Source organism: Trichocoleus desertorum ATA4-8-CV12 (genome assembly GCA_019358975.1).
Classification (GTDB): Bacteria; Cyanobacteriota; Cyanobacteriia; order FACHB-46; family FACHB-46; genus Trichocoleus; species Trichocoleus desertorum_A.
Genome location: JAHHIL010000033.1, coordinates 13,304 through 33,941, shown reverse-complemented (window position 1 = coordinate 33,941; position 20,638 = coordinate 13,304). Strand labels below are relative to the sequence as shown.

The window sequence follows — 20,638 nt, the reverse complement described above, 5'->3', positions numbered from 1 at the left end:
CCGGAATTCTGTTTTTGCTTGGGCAGTTCAATCTAATTCAATGCTACCGCCTACTCCTAGACCCGACGTTATCTTATGTTGGGTGTAATTGTCTACGGAGAGCCAGTTCAGCTTACTAGCAAAGTTATTCAAGACGATGGTATGAGTTGGCACGAGGTGATCGTTCCTGCCTTGTATGTCTGTCCCGATCCAAGAGCGCAAAACAAGCTAGAGCCCAATAAATAAGCTAAATTGCAAGTTGCTTGATGCAAGGGTAGAACTTGTTGAGGTTTTTACATACATTTCACCAGATTTTTACTCTAAGTAGGTTAAAACCTGGTTAGTTCGGGGATTCTAAAGCAGAACTCTACAACTGATTTCAGGCAGTTCTCTATGCAGAGACTCTGCTGATAGAGGTCCTACAAACACGATGCTGGTCTCGCTCAACTTTGCCTTTCTAGAAGTCCATGATCCGCAGCTCGTTCGGCTGGGTGCTTTAGCTGAACGGTATTTTGCCACCGATTCCAATACCTGCTTGATTAAACTGCGGCAGTTTGGCGAATTGCTGGCTCAGTTAGCAGCAGCAAAAGTGGGGCTTTATAAATCAGCCGATGAGCGGCAGATTGACTTGCTTAGGCGGTTGCGCGATCGCAATCTCCTAAAAGGGGATGTCGATAAATTATTTCACGAGCTACGGATGGCGGGTAATGAAGCAACGCATGGTCTAGCAGGGAACCAGCGGCAGGCGTTGAGCTGCCTGAAATATGCCCGTTACTTAGCGGTTTGGTTCCACAAAGTTTTCACAAAAAATCCCAATTTTGATCCTGGGCCGTTTATTCCACCCCCAGACCCAGCAGTAGAGACGCTAGAACTCAAAGCAGAATTAGAACAGCTGCGGGAGGAAGTTCGGAACACGCTATCAACCGCAGAGGCAGCCCAAGCGCTGGCTGATGCCGAGGCGCAACGACGATTGGTTGCTGAAGAACTAGCGCAAGAGGTGACCACTAAGAATCAGGAACTGCTGGACAATCTAGCCCAGATTCAGGCAGCCGCAGTCAGCCAATCTCAACCTGTGATTCAAGCAGCGATCGCCCAGGCTCAAGATACATTAGTCGATCTGGATGAGCGTGAAACCCGCAGGTTAATTGATGCCCAATTGCGAGCAGCAGGATGGGAGGTTGATTCGGAGCTACTAACCTACCAGAAGGGGACTCGACCTCAGAAAGGCAAGAATTTAGCGATCGCAGAATGGCCAACGAAGAGTGGACCTGCGGATTATGTGTTGTTCGTTGGGTTGCAAGCAGTTGCAACGGTAGAGGCTAAGCGGCAAGGGCTTGATGTACCTGGGAAGCTGGATCAAGCGCAGCGTTATAGCCGAGATTACCAAGTGCAAGGCGAGGAAACTTTACCGGGTGGGCCTTGGAGTGACTACAAAATTCCATTTGCCTTTGCCACTAATGGTCGAGAGTTCCTCGAACAGATCCGGACTAAGAGTGGGGTCTGGTTTCGGGACTTGCGCCGTCCTGAGAACATACGCCGACCTCTACGGAACTGGTACACTCCTCAGGGTTTAAGTGAAATGCTGACCCAAGATCATGCACAGGCTCACCAGCGACTGGCGCAGGAAGGCTTCAATTACGGATTGAGGCTGCGGGACTATCAGATTAAGGCGATTCGGGCTGTAGAAGCAGCTTTGGCCAAGGATGAACGGAAGTTACTGGTGGCAATGGCAACGGGTACAGGTAAAACCAAAACCTGTATTGCGCTGGTTTATCGGCTGCTGAAAACAAGGCGCTTCCGGCGGGTGCTGTTCTTGGTCGATCGCACGGCGTTGGGGGAGCAAACGACGAATGCGTTTAAGGACTCTCGTATGGAGAGTTTGCAGACCTTTGCCGACATTTTTGAGATTAAAGAGCTGAAAGACACGGCACCAGATACAGAAACCAAGGTGCATATTGCCACGGTTCAAAGCTTCGTGAAGCGGATTCTGTACCCAAGTGATGAAGCAGCTGTACCGACTGTGGATCAGTATGACTGCATCGTCGTGGATGAATGCCACCGGGGCTATTTGCTTGATCGCGAGCTGAGCGATTCGGAGTTGGAATTTCGTGACTATAGCGACTACATCTCCAAGTATCGACGGGTGTTGGAGCAGTTTGATGCGGTCAAGATTGGGTTGACAGCCACTCCAGCACTGCACACTACCGAAATTTTTGGAGACCCAGTCTATACCTACAGCTATCGAGAAGCAGTAATCGACAACTACTTGATCGACCATGAGCCGCCCTTTCAAATCAAAACCAAGCTCTCAGAATCAGGCATGGTGTGGGATGCGGGTGAGCAAATGGAGTTCTTTAACCCTCAAACGGGTCAGTTGGACTTGGTTCACGCACCGGATGAAGTGCGGTTGGAGGTAGAGCAGTTCAATAGGCGGGTGGTGACGGAGGAGTTTAATCGCGTTGTTTGTGAGGCGATCGCCCAGCACATCGATCCCTCGTTGCCAGAAAAGACGCTAATTTTTTGTGCCACTGACAACCATGCCGATATTGTGGTGGATCAACTGAAGCAGGCAATCGCTCAGCAGTATGGCAGTGTCGAGGATGAGGCGATCGCCAAGATTACCGGGAGTGTGGACAAGCCGTTGCAGTTGATTCGGCAGTTTCGCAATGAGGTGAACCCGAAGATCGCAGTGACCGTGGAGCTGTTGACGACAGGAATTGATGTGCCGTCGATCTGCAATTTGGTGTTTATTCGCCGAGTCAAGTCGCGGATTCTCTATGAGCAGATGTTGGGGCGGGCAACTCGGCTTTGCACCTTTGATGATGGCAGTCAAAAACAGGCGTTTCGCATTTTTGATGCGGTGAATTTGTACGAAGCGATCGCCCCGGTTTCGACGATGAAGCCAGTAGTGGTCAATCCCAACATTTCATTTACGCAATTGATTGATGAACTGGAAGCTGTGACAGAGCCAGCAGCCGTTGAGGGAATTCTGGATCAGCTTTTGGCGAAGTTGCAGCGCAAACGGCAGCATTTGAGCGATCGCAACCGGGAGCAGCTTGAGGCGATCGCTGGGATGACAATGGGTGATTTGGTACCGCATTTGAAGCAGAGTGATTCAGCACAGGTACGAGAGTGGTTTCGACAGCGAAAAGTGATCGCGGAGATTTTGGATCGACGAGATGGTGGAATGGCTCCGATTTTGATTTCCCGCCATGCAGACGAGCTACTCAGCATCGAGCGAGGTTATGGCAATGCGGAACGCCCTCAAGACTATTTGGACAGCTTCAAAGCCTTTTTAGTAGAGAATTTGAATGAGATTCCAGCGCTGATGGTGGTGACACAACGACCGCGAGAACTGACCAGGGCACAGCTAAAGGAGCTAAAGCTGTTACTGGATGCCAAGGGTTACTCAGAAACTACGCTCCAAGTAGCTTGGCGAGATGCAACGAACGAAGATACTGCCGCCTCAATCATTGGCTTTATCCGGCAGGCGGCTTTAGGTGATGCGTTGATTCCTTACAGCGATCGCGTGGATCGAGCGATTAAGCAAATTTTGGCAAGTCGGGCTTGGACACCGCCACAGCGGAAATGGCTGGAGCGGATTGGTAAGCAATTGAAGGCAGAAACGATTGTCGATCGCGAGGCTTTAGATCAGGGCGAGTTTAGAACTCAAGGTGGGGGGTTTGAGCGCCTAAACAAAACTTTCAATGGTCAGCTAGAGGCGATCTTGAGCAAGGTTGGTGATTACCTTTGGCAAGAAGTTAGTTCATTTTAAGAGATTAGAGATACCTGATGGAAAATAGTGACTGGGGAGAATGGGATGAATCGCAATGGAGAAATCAAGAAGCTGAAAACTTCAAACATCTGCTAGAGATTCTGGATAGGGGCACAGATTTTTGGAATAAGTGGAGACAGCAAAATCCTCGTATAACTTGTGACCTTCACGGAGCAACATTTAAGAATAAAGATTTAAGCAAAGTTAATTTTGCAGATGTAAATTTAAGTTCTTCAGATTTCACAAATGCCTGCCTTAGAGAGGCTAATCTAAAAAATGCAGACCTAAGCTATGCTAATTTAACAAATGCTGATATTACTAATGCCAATCTTGATGGTGCTAAGTTATATCAAGTAACTATGCCCAATAAAGTAGTTCATGGAGAATTACTTAACTCAACCCTTGAAATCCATCTTCAGCATTGTATTCCTTGTCTCAACGACTTACGAGTTTGGTACTTTAGAGCTAGAGAAACAGGACGAAACCAAGATTATCTTGACAATATTCAATTGTTTGCACAAGAGTTCAAGAAAAAAACTCCCAATGCAGAACAAGATCCAACAATCCGCAATTCTGAAATGGCTCTATCCACAATTGATATAGAGCATTTAAGAGAAGATGAGGCTAACTATAAAAAATTACTTTCTCAAGCCGTTAAGGACGCTAAGTCTATTCTTGACTATCGCGGGAAAGATACAAAGACTAATAATGAGAAAATTAGAGAATATAGTTTTATTCAGGGGAGTTATAGGCTCCGTTACTTCTATCACAAAGCAACGCTAGAAATTGCGGAAAAGGAAAAAATTCTACTCTGTTATCAGCTATCTGGACAATCGCAGTTAGGTGTACAGCGTATTCACAATCGGCTTGCAGCCTTCCTAAACCATGAAGCTAAACACTTCAAACCTGGATTAAACCAATCTTCAAATACCAATTTGAGCCAGACAAGCTTGAAAAGGACTTAGTAGAATTCCTAAAACTTTGTCGATCTCTTTGCTCTAGTACTCGATCGAGTCAATTGAGGTAATGTTGCCTTTGAGAATAGGAAATTTTCAGGTATTGATCCCAGATGTGTCCCGATTGGTCAGATTTATTGCTGGCGCAGCCTAAGTGTTTCTCGTTGCAGATGCGATTGACTTCGGGAGCGCGGTAGCCAGAGCTGATGGTGATGCGTCCAAAGATACTTTGCATGAGTTCGAGGAGTTCTTCGCAGAGATGTTTGCCTGCTGCGATCGCCAGAATTAGATCCCTAGAATGCTACGGCCTCATCCGAGATTTTCCAAGCTATTGACTGCTGCTGGTTTTTGCATACGCTAGATAAGCTAGGAACTTTAGGTTCTACAGTAACCGCGATCGCCTGGGACTTGTAATGAGCGCAACGAGTGATATTGTCCAAAAGCTGTGGAGTTTGTGTCATGTCCTGCGGGACGATGGCATCACTTATTTGCAGTATGTAACTGAGCTAACCTACCTGTTGTTTCTGAAGATGATGCAGGAGACAGGGAATGAAGGGCAGTTACCGGAGGGCTATCGCTGGGGCGATTTAACTAGCAAGGATGGGGTGGAGCAACTGACGTTTTATCGGGCGGCGTTGCTGCATTTGGGGTCGGAGGAGTCGGCGCAGCGAGTGCAGGCGATTTTTGCCAATGCTCAGACAGCGGTGAAGCAACCTCGCATCCTGAAGAAGCTGGTGCAGAGCATTGATGAGCTGGACTGGTACTCTGCCAAGGAAGAGGGTTTGGGCGACCTGTATGAGGGGTTGCTGGAGAAGAATGCCAGTGAGAAGAAGTCGGGGGCAGGGCAGTATTTTACGCCGCGTCCGTTGATTGATTGCATGGTGGCGCTGATGCAGCCGCAGCCCGGGGAACTAATTCAAGACCCCGCAGCGGGGACAGGTGGATTTTTGATTTCGGCAGATCGCTGCATCAAGCAGCGCACGGATGACTTGTTTGACTTGAGTGAAGCAGAGCAGGTATTTCAGAGACAGCAAGCGTTTTATGGTATTGAGCTGGTGCAGGATGCTCACCGCTTGTTGCTGATGAATATGATGCTGCACGGAATTGAGGGGGCAGTGACGCTGGGAGATACGCTGGCACCCGATGGGCAACGGTTGGCGAAGGCTGATGTGATTTTGACCAATCCGCCGTTTGGCACCAAGAAGGGCGGGGGAATGCCGACGCGGGATGACTTTACTTATCCCACTTCCAACAAGCAGTTGGCGTTTTTGCAACACATCTATCGATCGCTCAAGCCAGGGGGACGGGCAGCGGTGGTGTTGCCAGATAACGTGCTGTTTGAGGATGGTCAGGGGCGATCGATTCGGGCAGATTTGATGGACAAGTGCAATCTGCATACGATTCTGCGATTGCCGACGGGAATTTTTTACGCGCAGGGGGTGAAAACCAATGTGCTGTTCTTCCAACGGGGCAAGACAGAAAAGGGCAACACCCAGGCGGTCTGGATTTACGATATGCGAACCAATATGCCCAGCTTTGGCAAGCGCATTCCTCTAACTCGTGAGCATTTTGTGGAGTTTGAGCAGTGCTATGGAGATGATCCGAACGGCCTGAGTGCGCGGGTGGATCTGGGTGAAGAGGGGCGGTTCCGTTGCTTTACGCGAGAGCAGATCACGAAGCGCAATGAAAACCTCGATATTTCCTGGCTTCGGGATGAGAGTTTGCAGTCGGGGGATGACCTACCAGAACCAGAGGCGATCGCGGCTGAGATTATGGAGAAGCTGCGGATTGCCACGAAGGAGATGGAAGCCCTGATGGTGTTGCTGGAAGGCGAAGAAGCAGCAGAGGCAACCAGTGCTTCGGTCGGGATGCCAACTCTAGAATAAGAAGACACGAGCAATCCACTGAAATTAAGTAGAGCAACTCTGATGAAAACCTTTACCGCTTACGTGGAATATGATCCAGAGACAAAACTTTATGTTGGGATTGTTCCAGGGGTTACGGGGGCACATACCCAAGCAGAGAGCTTAGATGAGTTGCAAATCAACCTCAAGGAAGTGCTGGAACTTTGCCTAGAGGAGTACGGCAATGAGTTAGAGAATTTGCCGAGATTTGTAGGCATTCAACAGATTGAGGTCAGTGCATGAGCCGTTGACCAATCGTCAATTTTCAGACGATGGACAAGCTGCTGAAAAGTTAGGGTTTGAGGCAGTGAGGCAAAAAGGAAGCCACGTTCGAGAAATTTTACGAGAAATCGAGCTAAGCCCAGATGAATTTTTGCGTGAATTAGAAGGTTTGTAGAACTGAAGGAGCTTAAGCCGTTATGAAAACGCTTGAGGAAGTTAAAGAGCGCTTGACCCAAATTAAGCCACGGTTGCAGCAAGCTTACCGAGTGACCGAGTTGGGCATCTTCGGTTCCTATGCTCGGCAAGAGCAGACTGAGGCAAGTGATGTGGATGTGTTGATTGACTACGATCAGGCTCCGACGTTATTTAAGTTGGTTGAACTGCGGGAAGATTTGAGCGAAGTGCTGGGGATGAAGGTGGATGTGGTCACCAAAAATGGCTTAAAACCGAGAATTCGAGAGCGGGTCTTATCTGAGGTTGTTTATCTATAACGGTGATTATGTACAACCTTGAACTCGATTTACAGCAGATCATCCGCGATCGCCTCCATGTTTCTCTATCAGATATCGAGGCTTACTGTCAGCGTTGGCAGATTACCGAATTTGCGCTGTTTGGTTCAGTGTTACGAGATGACTTTCGCCCCGATAGTAGTGATGTCGATGTTTTAATTACTTTTGCTCCTGCTTACTGTTTAACGCTTTCTAGCTGGCTAGATATGCAGGAGGAAATAGAAAATCTATTTGGCAGGAAAGTTGATCTAACTCAAAAGCAGTTACTTAAAAATCCCTATAGTAGAGCTGAGATTCTGAAGACCAATCGAGTGATTTATGCAAGCGAATAACCGTGATGCAACCTCTTTGTGGGATATGGCGCAGGCAATCAGGCGCATTCAAGAATTCACTCAAGGAGCTTCATTAGAAGATTATCTAGCTAGCGTTTTTATGCAGAGTGCTGTAGAGCGTCAGTTTGAAATTTTGGGTGAAGCTGCACGACGAATATCATTGGAATTTCAACAGGCGCACACACAAATCGATTGGCGAAATGCAATTGGGTTACGAAATATTATTGCTCATCGTTATGAACAAGTTAGGCAGGAAGTTTTGTGGCAGATACTCACAACAGAATTACCAGGATTGTTATTACAGGTAGAAGCATTATTGCCCCCATTGCCTGAAGAAGAGGACGAAACATAACAGCATCGCCCTTCCCTATTGAATTCTACTTCCTTAATTTTGAATTGATTGCAAGATATGAGTGACGAATTGACAGAACTACCTGATGGTTGGATCTGGACAGATATCAAAAGTATTGCATCTGTAATTACTGGAAAAACTCCATCCACTAGTAATTCAGCTTTTTGGGAGGGTGACATCCCATTTGTAACGCCATCACAAATTGATCCTTCTGGTAGAATGTTGCTTCCTAACAGGACTTTAACTCAGTTAGGAGCGGCGCAAGCTCGTATCATTCCTGAAAACAGCACTTTAGCAGTTTGCATAGGAACTGTTGGAAAAATTGGCTTACTCAATTGCCCATCTGTAATCAATCAACAGCTTAATGCTTTAGTACCTGCTCAAATAGTTTCTGCTCATTTTCTCTACTACTGGTCACAATATTTCCTACGCTCCTGGATTATTGAGAACGCATCTGCCACGGTCAACGCAGCAATTTTGAATAAAAGCCGATTGGAAACTGCTCCTGTAGTTCTTCCACCTGTCAATGAGCAAAAGCGGATTGTTGCCAAGATTGAGGAGTTGCGCGATCGCTATCAACGGGCAAAACAAGCACTTGAGCAAGCCCACCAGCTTGAACATCTTTTAGTTGCTCACTACACAACCTCATGGGATGAAGGAAAACTTGGTAATCATATAGAAGCCCGTAATGAATTAGCTGGAGATTACTGGTACAAATATCCAGTCGTTGGGCTATCTAATGAAGGGTGTATTACCGAGCGTAGAGAGCCTTTAGGAGAAAAGTCTGCTCCAAAATGCAAAGTTATTCGCTCTGGCGATATTGTATTCAATCCAATCAGATTTAGTATTGGCTCAATTGCAAGGTATCGAAAGGATGAACCTGCAATTGTTAGCCCAGAGTATCAAGTTTTTCAGACTAAAGGCACCATGTCATCAGAGCTACTTTGTCGCTATCTCCGTAGTCGTTCAGGACAAAGCCGCTTAGAAATTGAGACTCAAGGCAGTGTTCGCTATAGAGTGTATCTTCGCAATCTTCAGCAGCTAGTTATGCCGATTGCTCCGCCTGAACTCCAAGCAGAAGCAGAGCAGTTTTTCCTTTGCCTCAACAGGACTTTTGAGTGGGTAGACCAAGCAATTACAAAAATCCCTCAACTAGAACAAGCAATCCTTGCCAAAGCCTTTCGAGGTGAGCTGGTTGAACAAGATCCCAACGATGAACCTGCTTCCGTATTACTCGACTGCATTCGAGCCGAGCGGGAAAAAGCAGATAACGGGAAAAAGACCAAAGGAAAACGAGCCAAGCAACTCAAGCTGGAGGTGTGAACACGACATCCTCATAAATCAGCGCGATCAGGCAGTGGAAATCGAGGCGTTCTAGATAGACCTCTTCACCCTCGCTGTAGGGGTTCAACTCCCACTTGCCCGCTGCATTTAACCGAAAACACTCCACCTCTACCGTTTCCGCATTGATCAGCACATACTCCCGCAGCGTTGCGATCCGGCGATACTGAGCAAACTTGCCCCCTCGGTCATACGCTTCAGTACTTGGCGACAACACCTCCACAATCAGCGATGGGTATTGAATCAATCTCACTGCCGAGCGATCGCGGTCATCACAACTCACCATTACGTCTGGGTAATAGAACGGCCCTTGGGCTTGAGCTTGCACCTTTACATCTGCCATAAACACCCGGCGAGCCCCACCCCGCACATGCCCCCGCAACATTGAAGCCAAATTGAGCGCGATCGTGTTGTGTGCCACCGTGCCCCCAGTCATGGCAAACACTTCGCCACCCACATACTCATACCGGAGCGGCTGTTGTGCCTCCCACTCCAAGTACTCCTCCGGGGTAAAATATCGTGACTTCGGGCTAGCAATCATCCGCGATCGCTCCTGCAACTCAACCTCGCACTTCTTACTGTAACAGCGCCCAATGGCCGTTCTCATCCTTAACATCCGTAACGAAGTCGGCCAAGCCCTCACCTCCATCGAAGGCATTCCCTTCAGCATTGCCATCCAGCAGGGCAATAAACTTGCCATTCAACAAACTGTTGACCTCACCTATGCCAGCGCCACCATTGTTGATGTCGCTCCTGGGGAGTACATTGCGATCGCCACCCATCCCCAAGTCGAACCGATCGCCGCTGCCTTTCAATTTCAAGTCACGAGCGATGAAGACCTGATCCTGATTTTGTTCGTATACTTAGAGTCAGAACGGGTGTTGCTCAACATCGAAACCTTCGTAGAGTCCTGACCCATGCGAGTTCTTGATCCCCAATCCCTCAGCGCTTATCGCTACCGAGTTCGGATGCTCAGCCGCGAAGTTTGTGAGCAAGCTGACCCACGTATTCGCGTCAACGTTGCCCAGCAGCTTGCCAACGCCGCTACAGAGTTAGCCGTATTGGAAGCCCAAGAACTCGCACGCCTCACCCCCAGCGAACCAGCATAGCGATGGCCCCAGAAGAGCGACCCCTATCCGGGCCAGAACTCATCAAAGAAGTGTGCCGTCTCATTCGAGTGGCTAGAAGTTATTGGGATGCTCACAACAATGCAGCCTGTCGTCGAGAACGCGATCGTGCCCTAGCTCTCTACAACACCCTAACCCCAGAGCAAAAAGACCAAATTCCTCAAGTTCTACGAGTTTGGCTCCGCTACCGCAGCGAAAAGTACTTCGGCGATCACCGCACACCACCCAAGAAACAGCAAAAGAAGCGATCGCGCTGACGTTTAGTTCAAAAACACTAGTTGATTGAACATCCAACTTTCAAAAAGACCTTCAAGTAGTTAGGCTGTGTTACTCCCTAAGCAGCCCCACTTTTATTTAGCGATAGAGGTAAGTTCAGCAGACCAGTTGTCACTTAGCCGAGCTTACCTCAATGGCATTGAGCCTTTAGTGATCCTTTAAGGAAAATCAACTGCACATCGGAAAGGAATGGCTGTTTGTTAAGTTGCTGTACTTGACGATTTTGGAGTAGTACTCAAACTGCTCATCCCGCCCAACTGTATTCTCTGATAAATCCCTTGAGTTGGAGCCAGCCAAACTTTGCCTGTTCCTCGAAAGGTTTGCAGCAACCCTTCTCCACTGGTCAGCGTTCCAAACAGACTCTTCGTTGACTTCTCTACTGTAAATTCGATGTTGCCCGTCCGCATCAAGGCAAAATTACCATCCACCTTCAGTGTCTCGTTGCTCAGTTGAACGCAGCGAACCTCATTAGCAGGCACAGGCAATTCAAATACGCAAATACCGTTGCCTTTCACCTTCGTTTGAAATAGTCCCTCACCGCCTAGGAACGCTGATGAGAGGTTTTTCTGCATCGCAACCCCAACTTCTAGCGACCCCTCGGAACAGAAAAATAATCCTTTATCAGCGATCAGTTCCTCATTACGAAGTTGATAAATCAGAAAATGGCCAAAAGATGGTTCTAAGTAAAGCTCGCCTGTTCCTCGGTAACGGGGCTTAAATGCTGCTTCATTCGTCAACATCTTGTTGAGCATCGCTTTCCCTAAGCCAGCTACTCCCCCAGCCTTGTTGTCCATCTCCAGGCGACCATGCATATAGTGCAAGGCTCCAGCTTCGATTTGTACTTCATGATTTTGAAGCGTAATCTTCACTTGCTTAAGCTTTAGTCCAGCTTGGTTTGCAAAGAAAACTGTTTGGGCTGTAGAGGGATCATGAGACCCTGACAAACTGCGGTACCCCAAGACTTCTACCTTAAAACCACCATTCACAGCAGAATCAAGCACTTCAATAACATCACCTAAGCCTTGAGAAGCTAATGGAGGCTTCAGCCCCGTGGCTCCGTTAGCCATAGTAGCTGTTTGGTTTGTACGCGTTGCCCGTTCAAACAATCCACTCACCTTCGAGGCAGGCATCCACTCTCCTGGTTCCTGGCGTACCTCCGTTTCTGGCGCGATGAGACCATGAGCCACTGCTTGCACCAGGTCGTTGGGGGAGAGCGGACCCACTTCTTGATCAATCTGCTTGTAATACCACAAGGCTGTCATTGTCTTTTTCCTTATTGGTTGTTAGGTCTGCTAGCAAAAAAGTTTGCTTAGGATGAGTACTTTAGTCCGTTCCCCTAGACTTACTGGGAGTATCACGAGAACCAAAGTTAGGATGCCCACAACCTAATATGCGATCGCTTCTACCCAGTGCCTTAAGTTTTGGCATGAAATAGTGGTGAAATCAGGGATAATTCCATCACAATCCCCTACACTTTTTGATGTCGCCTAAAAGTTGACTGTGGTAAAAATCATTTCCCTCTTCAACCAGTCGGGAGGCGTTGGCAAAACCACCCTCACCATGAACCTGGGATATCAGCTAGCCCAGCGAGGCCATCGCGTTCTACTGGTAGATATGGACCCCCAAGCGTCCCTTACCAACTTCATGGGGGTAGAAGCCTATAAACTTTCTAAAACCGTCTACCACGCCATTGTTCAGGATGAAGAGCTACCCATTCATACTGACCTACATGGATTGGATCTAGCTCCTACCAACATCCAACTTAGCGGTGCAGAAATGGAACTGGTCCTGGCGGAGTTCCGTGAAGTTCGCCTCAAAGATGCCTTGGAGCCAGTACAAGATCGGTACGATTTCATTTTGATCGATTGTCCACCCAGCTTAGCTATCCTTAGCTACATCAGCTTGGTTGCCTCAACCCATGTTTTGGTTCCTATTCAGACCCACTACAAAAGCCTAATTGGTTGCGACATGCTCCTCGATACGGTTGCTCGGGTTCGCCAACGCGCCAACCGCAAGCTCAAAATTGCAGGCTTTATCCCCACTATGCACGAAGGGCAAACAGTTCAAGGAAAAACCAGCCTTAATAGTGTACAGAATCAGTTATCTAGCATCGCAACCGTTTTTCCAGCTATTCCAAGAGCGATCGCCTTTGCAGATGCGGCTCAACTGCATGAACCCCTAGCACTTAGCTTCCCCAAACATCCAGTGGTCGATATCCTCAACCAAATTACTGATGCATTAGAGGCTGTGTAATGGCACGACGCAAACCGCTTCCCGAGTACCAACTTAATAATGTGCGCCTCCTAGACGAGCTACCAGCTCAAGCAGGTCAATCTGTTGCTATTGATAGGATTCAGCTTCCTGAAAAGCAACCTCGTCGCTACTTCGATCCTGAGAAAATGCAGCAGTTGGTTCAGTCCGTTCAAGAGCATGGAATTCTAGAGCCTCTGCTAGTTCGTCCTCTTGGCAACAATGACTACGAACTAGTAGCTGGAGAGCGACGGCTCAGAGCCGCTCAAACAGTCGGGCTAGTGGAAGTCCCTATCGTCAGCAAAGAACTAAGTGATAGGGAAGCCCTTCAGATCGCCTTGATGGAAAACCTACAACGGGAAGACCTAAACCCTGTTGAAGAAACTGAAGCCATTCTTGAATTGCTAGCGATCGCGATTGATGGAGATACGACCGATGTAGTCTCTGTCCTCAACCGTGCTAACCACGCTAAAAATCGAGATCAGGCACTGGAGGAAAACGTTTTCCTCCAACTCAAAACCATTGAAACTACTCTCTCTGGCATCGGGCGCTTCACCCCCGAATCTTTCCGTACCAGCCGCCTCCCGCTCCTAAATCTCCCCGGTGATGTCTTGCAAGCCCTTCGCCAAGGAAAGCTGGAATACACAAAGGCAAGAGCGATCGCTCGGATCAAGGATGCCCAAAAACGGCAAGAGGTTTTGGAGGAAGCGATCGCCCAAGACCTCTCTTTGGCACAAATCAAAGAACGAGTTGCAAGCCTTAAAGCTAGCAATGCTGAATCAACCAGCTCTACCCAGCAATCACTCAAAAGTGTCCTAGATAATGCTTATCGTTTGTCAAAGCGCTCTAAGGTTTGGAATAACCCTAAAAAGCAAAAGCGGCTTGAGAAGCTACTAACTGAACTAGAAAACCTTTTCTCTGAAGCTGACTAACCATCCCGATCAAGGGTAAAGGACTTGCAGACCTTTCATAGAAGCAACAAAGCACTCTCTAGCTGTAGGTTGTAGAGAGCGCTTTAAGAGCGATCGCCCCGTTGAATACACTGCATACAAACATTGAACAAGACAATCACTGACGTGATTTCAATCGGAATTTGCAGCGGCAGCGGAGCCGTAATCAGCCCAGCCAGGATGAAACCTAAACCGACAAAAATAGAGACAATTAGAATCACCTCATCGTCAAATAGCTTCAGACCGACCCATAAGGTGCCAAACCCAAGTGCCCAAAAGATGAAATGATTCATGGATTGATGACTAGTGATTTAATGTTCTAATGCCTTAAGTACCGAACAAAAATTGGAGGACATGCAAGTTAGCACTGTTTAGGATTACCGGGACACGGAGCTAATCATACTCGCGTTTAGATTAAGATTGTCACCTGTCCAGTATTGTTTTGCGCGTCTTCAGGAACCGCCTGTTGCGGACCCGCATGGCAAATGGTGTGGTCGGGGAGAGTTAAATGCTCTCCTCGACCCGATTAGATTACCGCTTATAACAAAGTTAACTGCGCTCCATCAACAAACAGAATAGATGAGACTTTTGTGCCATCAGAGTTAAATAAGAAGTCAATGGGGCGTTCGCACACGAAGCAATCGGACTCAAATGCAGTAAACCAACTGGATGACTGAACAAGTTGTCGATAAATTTGCCAAAATACATCATCATATGCCTTGAAAAGAGTTCGTTGGGCAGAAGACAAGTGAAAATCATATAGGCTTGCTTCACTCGCATACCAAACTCTTGGAAATACCCAGTATGTATACATTTCGTAGCCTTGGAAGCAAGCTGGTAGATTGCTGAGTAATGTTTGCTGCAAACAGGACGAGATGTTGTGTTCAACCTCCTGCCCATCTTTAAAGTCTAGTTTGAAGGTTAATGCCATGTCCCAATGCCCAACGTTGTCAAAGAAGCTCATCTGAAGTTCATGAATTTGAGCCATTACTTGACTAGGAAAAACTGAGCCATCTTCACAGCCGTATGATTGCTGGAAAAAGTCTCTACTTTCTTCGATCAAAGCAAAAAGATTATTACAAAAATGGATGCTTGGTATTTCTAGCTCGAAGATCTTATAGAGACTTTGAATTGAGTCTTGAACTTGCTTATGGTTGAGCTTAGCTGTTGAAAAAGCAGTTTCATACCAAAATTGACGATAGCTCGGTATGAGCGCTATTTCTTCTGGTGTGAGTTCTTGTAAGAATGCCATTCTTACAAACTAACTACTCAACAGCAATCAAGGCCATCTAACGACCCAAACTCAGCGAACAACGGTCACGAGGCACGGCAATTGCAACCGCGACGTGATACCGCCGTTCGCCGCAGCGCATGGTTAGGCATTTGCGCTCGTGCGTAAATCATCGGCGATGTAGTAAAGACTATCGTGCTGCCCTCTCCAGGGCGAGATGATACTACCATCAGCCACGGCTGCATCAAAGACTAGGCCCAGTCTATCGAGTGGAAGCAAGTGCTGGAGTTCCGACCGCTCCTCAAGAAAAAGCTGCAACCGCCAAAGATCAAAGCCATCCATGCGCCCACCGTTTCCGAAGTCCCAGTCAATGTGTAGCTTTGGTGCAAGCTGCACTCGGACACCAATGCCGTGAAAGAAGTAGTGATGCCTCTTCTCCGCATCGAGGTGACCACTGAGTGGAAGTCGGCGACTGCGCCACGATAGCAGGTCGTCGCTTCCGGTGTACTGACGAAACAATGCCAACCCACGCTGAACGTCGGCTTGGAATGCTCGAACAATTGTCTCAAGAGTTTCATCCACGGCTGGTGCAAGAAAACGTCTAACTACTATTAGGTGGTAACGTTCTACCTATTCATTTGATTTTGGAGGATAGGCAGAACGTTGCCGAATATCCTTGCAGGTAAGTAGTATGGCTGGCAAGGTCGCCATTGAAAACCATCTAGAGCGATTGCCTTTCTACGTGACTCGTGCGATCGCCCTTCTGACTTTTCTCAAATTTGATCAACCAATGCGGTGAACTGCTGAGCGATCGCTCTAGATGTCCGAATTTCAGACATCTTTTAGCCTTAGTTCTAAGGTTGGGGCACGATTAGGCATCTTACAGGTAGAGCGATCGCCCGATTAAAACTGAGTCCTAGCGGTTACTTGGAGCTGCTGCCCACTAGGACATAATTTCACAAAAGGTAGTATGCCGCTATTTTTTGGCTGTTACGAAGACAGAAGTTTCTTAGAACTCAATTCTGATCTTCTTCCTAATGAGGCACTAAATATCAAAGCAACGAGTGCTCACTGTATTCTACTCAGGCTCTTCTACTCGACTCAGCTCAGTGAAAACCTAGTTCCATTCAGTCCTAGTGAATTTTGTGGAGTCCAGGATAAAGACTCGCCCCCTCAAAGAGAACCTTGTTTAACAGTGCCTTAGTCATCGTTCTAAATCCCGTGAGTGAGAGGGCAATCGCTTCGGAGAATTGCTTGCTTGCTGCTGCTTTTCCTGGTTTAGTGGCTGTGGCAGCTCTGGTTGTCGCAATTGTTGGTTGAGTTGCTCGATCGCCGAGCAGTCCTGCTCCGTCAGGCCATACCCTTGGTATTGACCCTCTGAATACCCCATTAGAAGGCGATCGCGGTGATAGAGTTCTGGTTGACCTTCTTCACCCAAGCAAATCTGATAGTCCTCAAACGTTGCAGCCTTAAGTTTGCCTCTGCCCACCTTGTCCCGGTTCCATATTTCTCGAATTTGAGGGACTAAGCGATGAACATATTCATTTTGTACCCTCAAAATATCCTCAAGTGGGTCGATCCCAACTGCCTGTCCGTTTACCCACTCGACCCCAGGACGTTCGGTTTCAATCTCTCTTGCTAGCCGTTGCTGGAGTGCTGGGAGTGTGTAGCCTCGTCCCAGCTGAGATCCCGACATCCTGACAACTTCGCCTTTTACATCGTCTTGCTCAAAAATGATGCCTGGTTTGCTGGGGCGATCGCACCGCCTGATTGTAATGCTGTGGTTTTGCAGCAGTGCTGCTTGCAACTGCTCCAGGTCACGCCCTGGAATTGCCTCTTGGTCAATGGCGTCTTGCATCAGCACCATCACAGGGGGAATTCCAGTTTTCTGCCACGCCTCCATTTGTCTTCGGGTAGGCGATCGCCGTTCGATTTCGTAGGAGCTTTTTAGAGGTTGAAGCCCATACTCTTTTTCAGTTTCCCGGCAAATCCGCTGGCTGCGCTCGTGGTCCTGCCACGTTGGAATGGCTCGCCCGTCTAAGAGATTGATGCGACTGGCAACGAAATGAGTATGCCGATGCTTCGTATCTTCATGGACGGCGCAAAACCATTGATACTCGTATAGTTCCGAGTCGATAAACTCATTCACCTTCTGCTTGTATTCGGTTTTGTCGTCACGTCGTAGCAATTCCGGTTCTCGTGCTGATACCACCAATCCCGCAAAACGGGCGATCGCTCGGTCTCTCAAAAACTCGTCACTCAACTCCTGAGTCACTGCGTCCTCATAGCTGTAGGCATCAATCAGGTGATAAACGGGCCGCTCAATGGTGGGGTTTAAGTCCCGTGACAGCAGGAATTCTCGGGCGATCGTATCCGAGTCAGAGCCCATTACGCTACCACCAAGCAATCGCGCCGCTTCCTTATCGAGCACGTATTGAGTCGTTTCTCTAAAGTTGTGATTCTGCAACGTCTTCCCAATCATGCGTCTGTTTCCTCCTGATTGGTATGCTTGCCTGGGCTCAATTGCAGTCCAATTTCTACCAGCAGTTGCTCCAACCGTTCCAGTTGCTCTAGGTAAGCAGGAGTCAGCGGTAAATCTCCGTTTTGCTGGACTGCTATATTCATTGCCTTCGCCATTTGGTTGCAAAGCGCTCTAAGCTGAGCGAGCTGAACGTAGGCTTCTCGATTGATTTGAGGGGCGATCGCTCGAGGACGAGGGATGCCAGAGCCGAACACTTTGGCTCGCACAAACGTTGAAAGGTTGACCCCCTGCCGCAGTTCTTCAAGTTGCCGTTCTTCCCCTTCAGTGACGTAAAAGCGCTTGGCGATCGTTCTGCGTTGATGCAGCTCAGACTCTCCTAAAGCCTCTCGAATTTCACCTCTGAGTTCCGCGATCGCCTGATCCATCGACTCAAACTTAGGCATAAAACTCCAACTCGCCACCGAGTCATCAGAATTCTGTACTAACACTTCCGGATAGATTTCGGCAGGCTCAATGGCAGAAACTTCAAGTCCAAATTCAAAGTTTTGCTAAGACCGCCTTCTGAAGCCGTCAGCCTCTGCATGATTTCGTTAGAAGAGTAGTAGGAGCGTTCCATCGGAGTCATGGCGATTTGGGCAAGACTCAGTGAGGCCATTATGGGCAAGCCGCCGAAGATTTATCCCGAGAGTACAGCGAACCAGTTGAGTTCAAAACTGGAGCACCTGGCGCAAAATCCCAAGGGCTTGCAGGTGAAAGAGCTGGTGTTTCGGCTCAGACCTAAAATCGAAGCGGCGCAGGAGTCAGGCTACACCTTAGAAGATATTGTCAATGTGTTTAAGGCAGAAGGCGTTGACCTGACCTTAAATACTTTGAAGCGGTATTTACAAGAGAGCCGAGCTCTCAATCCCCAAGCTGACCTGCCGACAATCCCTGCTTTAGATTCCAAGCCTACTAAGGTCAAACAGACTGACTCACTTCCTACTTCCTCCTCGCGATCGCCAAAATCAGGGCTACCAGTTGAAGAGCAACCACGACCTCATATAGAGCGTGAAATGCGACCGCTATTAACGAATACCAACGAGCATGGTTTTCAAGAAATGCGTGCTGATGACGACCTCTAAACGGAGATAAAAAGTGGAGCAATGGCCAGTAAAACGACAAAACTCCAACTTCAAGTTGCTGAACCCCGAGCCAAGCAACTGAACCCGAAACGGATGATTGGGATTACCTCAGACAAAGGTGGCAATGGCAAAAGCACAGTCGCTCGGGCTCTGGGTGACATTCTTATTCGACGAGAGATTCCCACTCGGGCGTTTGACTGCGATCGCCGCAATGCTCAACTCTATCGTCATTACAACCAAGCGTTCTCGTCTGCCTTTGATTCAAATGTAGGCGTGAGCCGGATTGATCTGAGTGTTAGAGGAGGAGCCGATGAACTCCTCAATAGTCTGGAATCTCCCACGACTCAAATTGTGCTGATTGATTTTCCTGCGGGTGGAGGAGAACTATTCGAGCGCTTTGAACGAGAGATAAAGCTCTTCGACTTCCTGAGCGAAATCGGGTATCAACTGACAATGGTCAGTGTACTAAGTCGGGTTAAGGATAGTATCAACTCCCTCAGAACGCTGATGGAGTACTGTGGCGATCGCGCGGACCATGTGGTGCTGAAGAACTGCTTTTTTGGAGAACCGGAAAAGTTTAGCCGCTTTGACCACAGCAAAACGAAAGAGCTGCTGCTGCAAACAGGGGGCGTAATTCTCAATTTCCCTGACCTTTACGACAGTACTTACGACGTACTAGACGATAAAAACCTGACCTTTAGTGACGCCTTAAAGCCTGAAAGTGGATTACCGATGGCCGATCGCCGTCGGGTGAAAGTCTTTTTAGATGAAGCTGAAGCAGAATTTCTCAAAGCTGCCGAGTTTTTGGGGTTGGCCTAAAAGAAGGCCGAGCAACATGGATTCAGGGTGCGATTAACTTACCTTTCTATCTTGGAAGCAAGGCAGCTCAATCTGACAAGTATTAACTCAGTTGGGTATCCATGATGTCTAGCAGCACTCCTAGCAATAGCAACAACCATAAGCCAATTCTGACGGGGAATACGGTTCTCGATAAACTCCTCAACCAATTGGACAAAGGCGATCGCGAGTTTATTCTGCGATTGATGGCAGAGTTGGGTATTCCGACCAATGACCCAATGCACCCCTTCTTAGTGGCGTTGCAATACTATGTGCAGATTCTCCGAGAAATTCCAGCCGCAATGAAATCAGCAGCGGATGAATCGTTTCGTAAAGCCGCCATGGTTTATGGCAGCATCCAATCCAATCTGAATCATTCGGTGGCCCAAATCGAAGGCATTCGGTTGCAGTGGGGGGAAGACACCAAAGCTTTGCTGCCTGAGTTCAGGTCTACCTTTGATGCAGCTTTCGACCAGGCCATTCAGTCAGCAGATGTAGTACTGAAAAAGAAGGTGGAGGCGTACCGTCAAGAGATTAATCAGATCAACGCCACCGCTTTGCGGGATTGGAGCCAAGAGCTCGTCCGCACTCGCAAGCTCTATCTGCAAGATGTCTTTTGGCAAGGTTTGGTTTGGGCCAGTAGTGCCACGGCGATCGCTCTAGTCGTAGTGGCAGGGTCAGCTTACTGGCTCGGGACTCAGCAGGGACGGGCGATCGCTGCCCAAGAGTTTGGCGACCAAGACTGGTACACCATCAGTCAACAATTGATTAACCGGGCTGACAATAAGCAACGGTTGCTTCGTTGCAACCAAGACCGCAATGTAAAATGTACCCTTTGGATGGAAAATCCACCGCAACAGTAGATAAACGATGCAACCTTTTCACTGCTGCCCTCACTTTTCCCAGTTTTTATCTTAGATACTGGTGGGCGATCGCGGGTGAATAGCGCGGAACGTGATACTGTCGGACTTTGCTCCTGGATCGTTCCTCTTTT

The 20,638-nt window shown here is 48.1% G+C and carries 24 protein-coding genes; 17 read left to right on the top strand and 7 right to left on the bottom strand.

Features of this window, described 5'->3' with window-relative positions; all coding sequences use genetic code 11:
* The first annotated feature begins 409 nt into the window (after positions 1–409).
* The 9 genes from hsdR (at position 410) to KME12_19305 (ending at position 9,352) form a co-directional block, all read left to right on the top strand.
* The gene (gene hsdR / locus KME12_19345) at positions 410–3,754 is read left to right on the top strand and encodes a type I restriction-modification system endonuclease (GenBank protein ID MBW4489943.1); all 3,345 of its coding nucleotides are present in this window, start codon (positions 410–412) and stop codon (positions 3,752–3,754) included.
* 17 nt (positions 3,755–3,771) lie between these two features.
* Complete coding sequence (locus tag KME12_19340; protein ID MBW4489942.1) at positions 3,772–4,719, top strand: pentapeptide repeat-containing protein; 948 nt, start codon at positions 3,772–3,774, stop codon at positions 4,717–4,719.
* A gap of 404 nt (positions 4,720–5,123) precedes the next feature.
* Complete coding sequence (locus tag KME12_19335) at positions 5,124–6,596, top strand: type I restriction-modification system subunit M (protein ID MBW4489941.1); 1,473 nt, start codon at positions 5,124–5,126, stop codon at positions 6,594–6,596.
* 42 nt (positions 6,597–6,638) lie between these two features.
* Complete coding sequence (locus tag KME12_19330; protein ID MBW4489940.1) at positions 6,639–6,857, top strand: type II toxin-antitoxin system HicB family antitoxin; 219 nt, start codon at positions 6,639–6,641, stop codon at positions 6,855–6,857.
* Entirely contained in the window at positions 6,850–7,011 is a 162-nt protein-coding gene (locus KME12_19325; protein ID MBW4489939.1) for a type II toxin-antitoxin system HicA family toxin, read from the top strand. The genes KME12_19330 and KME12_19325 overlap by 8 nt, the downstream gene beginning before the upstream one ends.
* Positions 7,012–7,033: 22 nt before the next feature.
* Positions 7,034–7,327 carry a nucleotidyltransferase family protein gene (locus tag KME12_19320; protein ID MBW4489938.1) on the top strand — a complete coding sequence of 98 codons (294 nt, stop codon included), beginning with the start codon at positions 7,034–7,036 and terminating at the stop codon, positions 7,325–7,327.
* 8 nt (positions 7,328–7,335) lie between these two features.
* The gene (locus KME12_19315) at positions 7,336–7,677 is read left to right on the top strand and encodes a nucleotidyltransferase domain-containing protein (protein ID MBW4489937.1); all 342 of its coding nucleotides are present in this window, start codon (positions 7,336–7,338) and stop codon (positions 7,675–7,677) included.
* A complete protein-coding gene (locus KME12_19310) occupies positions 7,664–8,029 on the top strand; it encodes a DUF86 domain-containing protein (GenBank protein ID MBW4489936.1) in 366 nt (121 codons plus the stop codon). The genes KME12_19315 and KME12_19310 overlap by 14 nt, the downstream gene beginning before the upstream one ends.
* Positions 8,030–8,086: 57 nt before the next feature.
* The gene (locus KME12_19305) at positions 8,087–9,352 is read left to right on the top strand and encodes a restriction endonuclease subunit S (protein ID MBW4489935.1); all 1,266 of its coding nucleotides are present in this window, start codon (positions 8,087–8,089) and stop codon (positions 9,350–9,352) included.
* Here KME12_19305 and KME12_19300 read toward each other — a convergent pair.
* Positions 9,336–9,911, bottom strand: coding sequence for a Uma2 family endonuclease (locus KME12_19300; protein ID MBW4489934.1), 576 nt, complete (start codon positions 9,909–9,911; stop codon positions 9,336–9,338). The two genes, KME12_19305 and KME12_19300, sit on opposite strands and share 17 nt — an antisense overlap.
* 52 nt (positions 9,912–9,963) lie before the next feature.
* On the opposite strand from KME12_19300, the gene KME12_19295 reads away from it, so the two are divergent.
* From KME12_19295 to KME12_19285, 3 genes are read left to right on the top strand one after another with little or no spacing between them, the layout of a single operon-like run.
* The gene (locus tag KME12_19295) at positions 9,964–10,284 is read left to right on the top strand and encodes a hypothetical protein (GenBank protein MBW4489933.1); all 321 of its coding nucleotides are present in this window, start codon (positions 9,964–9,966) and stop codon (positions 10,282–10,284) included.
* 3 nt (positions 10,285–10,287) lie between these two features.
* Positions 10,288–10,479 (top strand): hypothetical protein, encoded by a 192-nt coding sequence (locus KME12_19290; protein ID MBW4489932.1) that lies wholly within the window; start codon positions 10,288–10,290, stop codon positions 10,477–10,479.
* A gap of 2 nt (positions 10,480–10,481) precedes the next feature.
* Positions 10,482–10,754, top strand: a complete 273-nt coding sequence (locus tag KME12_19285; GenBank protein ID MBW4489931.1) for a Precorrin-3B methylase — start codon at positions 10,482–10,484, stop codon at positions 10,752–10,754.
* Positions 10,755–10,973: 219 nt separating this feature from the next.
* Here KME12_19285 and KME12_19280 read toward each other — a convergent pair whose 3' ends face one another.
* Positions 10,974–12,035: an AIM24 family protein gene (locus KME12_19280; protein ID MBW4489930.1), complete on the bottom strand. Its 1,062-nt coding sequence runs from the start codon at positions 12,033–12,035 to the stop codon at positions 10,974–10,976.
* A 238-nt stretch (positions 12,036–12,273) separates the two neighbouring features.
* Between KME12_19280 and KME12_19275 the strand changes: the two genes are divergently transcribed.
* Positions 12,274–13,026 carry an AAA family ATPase gene (locus KME12_19275; protein MBW4489929.1) on the top strand — a complete coding sequence of 251 codons (753 nt, stop codon included), beginning with the start codon at positions 12,274–12,276 and terminating at the stop codon, positions 13,024–13,026.
* Positions 13,026–13,955, top strand: coding sequence for a ParB/RepB/Spo0J family partition protein (locus KME12_19270; GenBank protein MBW4489928.1), 930 nt, complete (start codon positions 13,026–13,028; stop codon positions 13,953–13,955). Before KME12_19275 ends, KME12_19270 begins: the two co-directional genes overlap by 1 nt.
* Before the next feature lie 83 nt (positions 13,956–14,038).
* On the opposite strand, the gene KME12_19265 is transcribed toward KME12_19270, so the two are convergent.
* From KME12_19265 to KME12_19245, 5 genes are all read right to left on the bottom strand, one after another.
* Positions 14,039–14,266, bottom strand: coding sequence for a hypothetical protein (locus tag KME12_19265; GenBank protein ID MBW4489927.1), 228 nt, complete (start codon positions 14,264–14,266; stop codon positions 14,039–14,041).
* Between the two features lie 245 nt (positions 14,267–14,511).
* Positions 14,512–15,225 carry a hypothetical protein gene (locus KME12_19260; protein ID MBW4489926.1) on the bottom strand — a complete coding sequence of 238 codons (714 nt, stop codon included), beginning with the start codon at positions 15,223–15,225 and terminating at the stop codon, positions 14,512–14,514.
* A 123-nt stretch (positions 15,226–15,348) separates the two neighbouring features.
* Entirely contained in the window at positions 15,349–15,786 is a 438-nt protein-coding gene (locus KME12_19255) for a hypothetical protein (protein MBW4489925.1), read from the bottom strand.
* Between the two features lie 622 nt (positions 15,787–16,408).
* Complete coding sequence (locus tag KME12_19250) at positions 16,409–17,686, bottom strand: relaxase/mobilization nuclease domain-containing protein (protein ID MBW4489924.1); 1,278 nt, start codon at positions 17,684–17,686, stop codon at positions 16,409–16,411.
* Positions 17,683–18,129: a hypothetical protein gene (locus KME12_19245; protein ID MBW4489923.1), complete on the bottom strand. Its 447-nt coding sequence runs from the start codon at positions 18,127–18,129 to the stop codon at positions 17,683–17,685. The genes KME12_19250 and KME12_19245 overlap by 4 nt, the downstream gene beginning before the upstream one ends.
* A gap of 180 nt (positions 18,130–18,309) precedes the next feature.
* Here KME12_19245 and KME12_19240 point away from each other — a divergent pair, with 180 nt between their 5' ends.
* The 3 genes from KME12_19240 (at position 18,310) to KME12_19230 (ending at position 20,507) form a co-directional block, all read left to right on the top strand.
* A complete protein-coding gene (locus KME12_19240) occupies positions 18,310–18,807 on the top strand; it encodes a hypothetical protein (protein ID MBW4489922.1) in 498 nt (165 codons plus the stop codon).
* Between the two features lie 21 nt (positions 18,808–18,828).
* Positions 18,829–19,626, top strand: a complete 798-nt coding sequence (locus KME12_19235; GenBank protein MBW4489921.1) for a hypothetical protein — start codon at positions 18,829–18,831, stop codon at positions 19,624–19,626.
* Between the two features lie 101 nt (positions 19,627–19,727).
* A complete protein-coding gene (locus tag KME12_19230; GenBank protein ID MBW4489920.1) occupies positions 19,728–20,507 on the top strand; it encodes a hypothetical protein in 780 nt (259 codons plus the stop codon).
* Positions 20,508–20,638 lie beyond the last annotated feature (131 nt).

Bases quoted from the DNA above. Each gene is read 5' to 3' on its own strand.
- hsdR (MBW4489943.1), top strand. From the start codon at position 410: ATGCTGGTCTCGCTCAACTTTGCCTTTCTAGAAGTCCATGATCCGCAG.
- KME12_19340 (MBW4489942.1), top strand. From the start codon at position 3,772: ATGGAAAATAGTGACTGGGGAGAATGGGATGAATCGCAATGGAGAAAT.
- KME12_19335 (MBW4489941.1), top strand. From the start codon at position 5,124: ATGAGCGCAACGAGTGATATTGTCCAAAAGCTGTGGAGTTTGTGTCAT.
- KME12_19330 (MBW4489940.1), top strand. From the start codon at position 6,639: ATGAAAACCTTTACCGCTTACGTGGAATATGATCCAGAGACAAAACTT.
- KME12_19320 (MBW4489938.1), top strand. From the start codon at position 7,034: ATGAAAACGCTTGAGGAAGTTAAAGAGCGCTTGACCCAAATTAAGCCA.
- KME12_19315 (MBW4489937.1), top strand. From the start codon at position 7,336: ATGTACAACCTTGAACTCGATTTACAGCAGATCATCCGCGATCGCCTC.
- KME12_19310 (MBW4489936.1), top strand. From the start codon at position 7,664: ATGCAAGCGAATAACCGTGATGCAACCTCTTTGTGGGATATGGCGCAG.
- KME12_19305 (MBW4489935.1), top strand. From the start codon at position 8,087: ATGAGTGACGAATTGACAGAACTACCTGATGGTTGGATCTGGACAGAT.
- KME12_19300 (MBW4489934.1), bottom strand. From the start codon at position 9,911: ATGATTGCTAGCCCGAAGTCACGATATTTTACCCCGGAGGAGTACTTG.
- KME12_19295 (MBW4489933.1), top strand. From the start codon at position 9,964: ATGGCCGTTCTCATCCTTAACATCCGTAACGAAGTCGGCCAAGCCCTC.
- KME12_19290 (MBW4489932.1), top strand. From the start codon at position 10,288: ATGCGAGTTCTTGATCCCCAATCCCTCAGCGCTTATCGCTACCGAGTT.
- KME12_19285 (MBW4489931.1), top strand. From the start codon at position 10,482: ATGGCCCCAGAAGAGCGACCCCTATCCGGGCCAGAACTCATCAAAGAA.
- KME12_19280 (MBW4489930.1), bottom strand. From the start codon at position 12,035: ATGACAGCCTTGTGGTATTACAAGCAGATTGATCAAGAAGTGGGTCCG.
- KME12_19270 (MBW4489928.1), top strand. From the start codon at position 13,026: ATGGCACGACGCAAACCGCTTCCCGAGTACCAACTTAATAATGTGCGC.
- KME12_19265 (MBW4489927.1), bottom strand. From the start codon at position 14,266: ATGAATCATTTCATCTTTTGGGCACTTGGGTTTGGCACCTTATGGGTC.
- KME12_19260 (MBW4489926.1), bottom strand. From the start codon at position 15,225: ATGGCATTCTTACAAGAACTCACACCAGAAGAAATAGCGCTCATACCG.
- KME12_19250 (MBW4489924.1), bottom strand. From the start codon at position 17,686: ATGATTGGGAAGACGTTGCAGAATCACAACTTTAGAGAAACGACTCAA.
- KME12_19245 (MBW4489923.1), bottom strand. From the start codon at position 18,129: ATGCCTAAGTTTGAGTCGATGGATCAGGCGATCGCGGAACTCAGAGGT.
- KME12_19240 (MBW4489922.1), top strand. From the start codon at position 18,310: ATGGCGATTTGGGCAAGACTCAGTGAGGCCATTATGGGCAAGCCGCCG.
- KME12_19235 (MBW4489921.1), top strand. From the start codon at position 18,829: ATGGCCAGTAAAACGACAAAACTCCAACTTCAAGTTGCTGAACCCCGA.
- KME12_19230 (MBW4489920.1), top strand. From the start codon at position 19,728: ATGATGTCTAGCAGCACTCCTAGCAATAGCAACAACCATAAGCCAATT.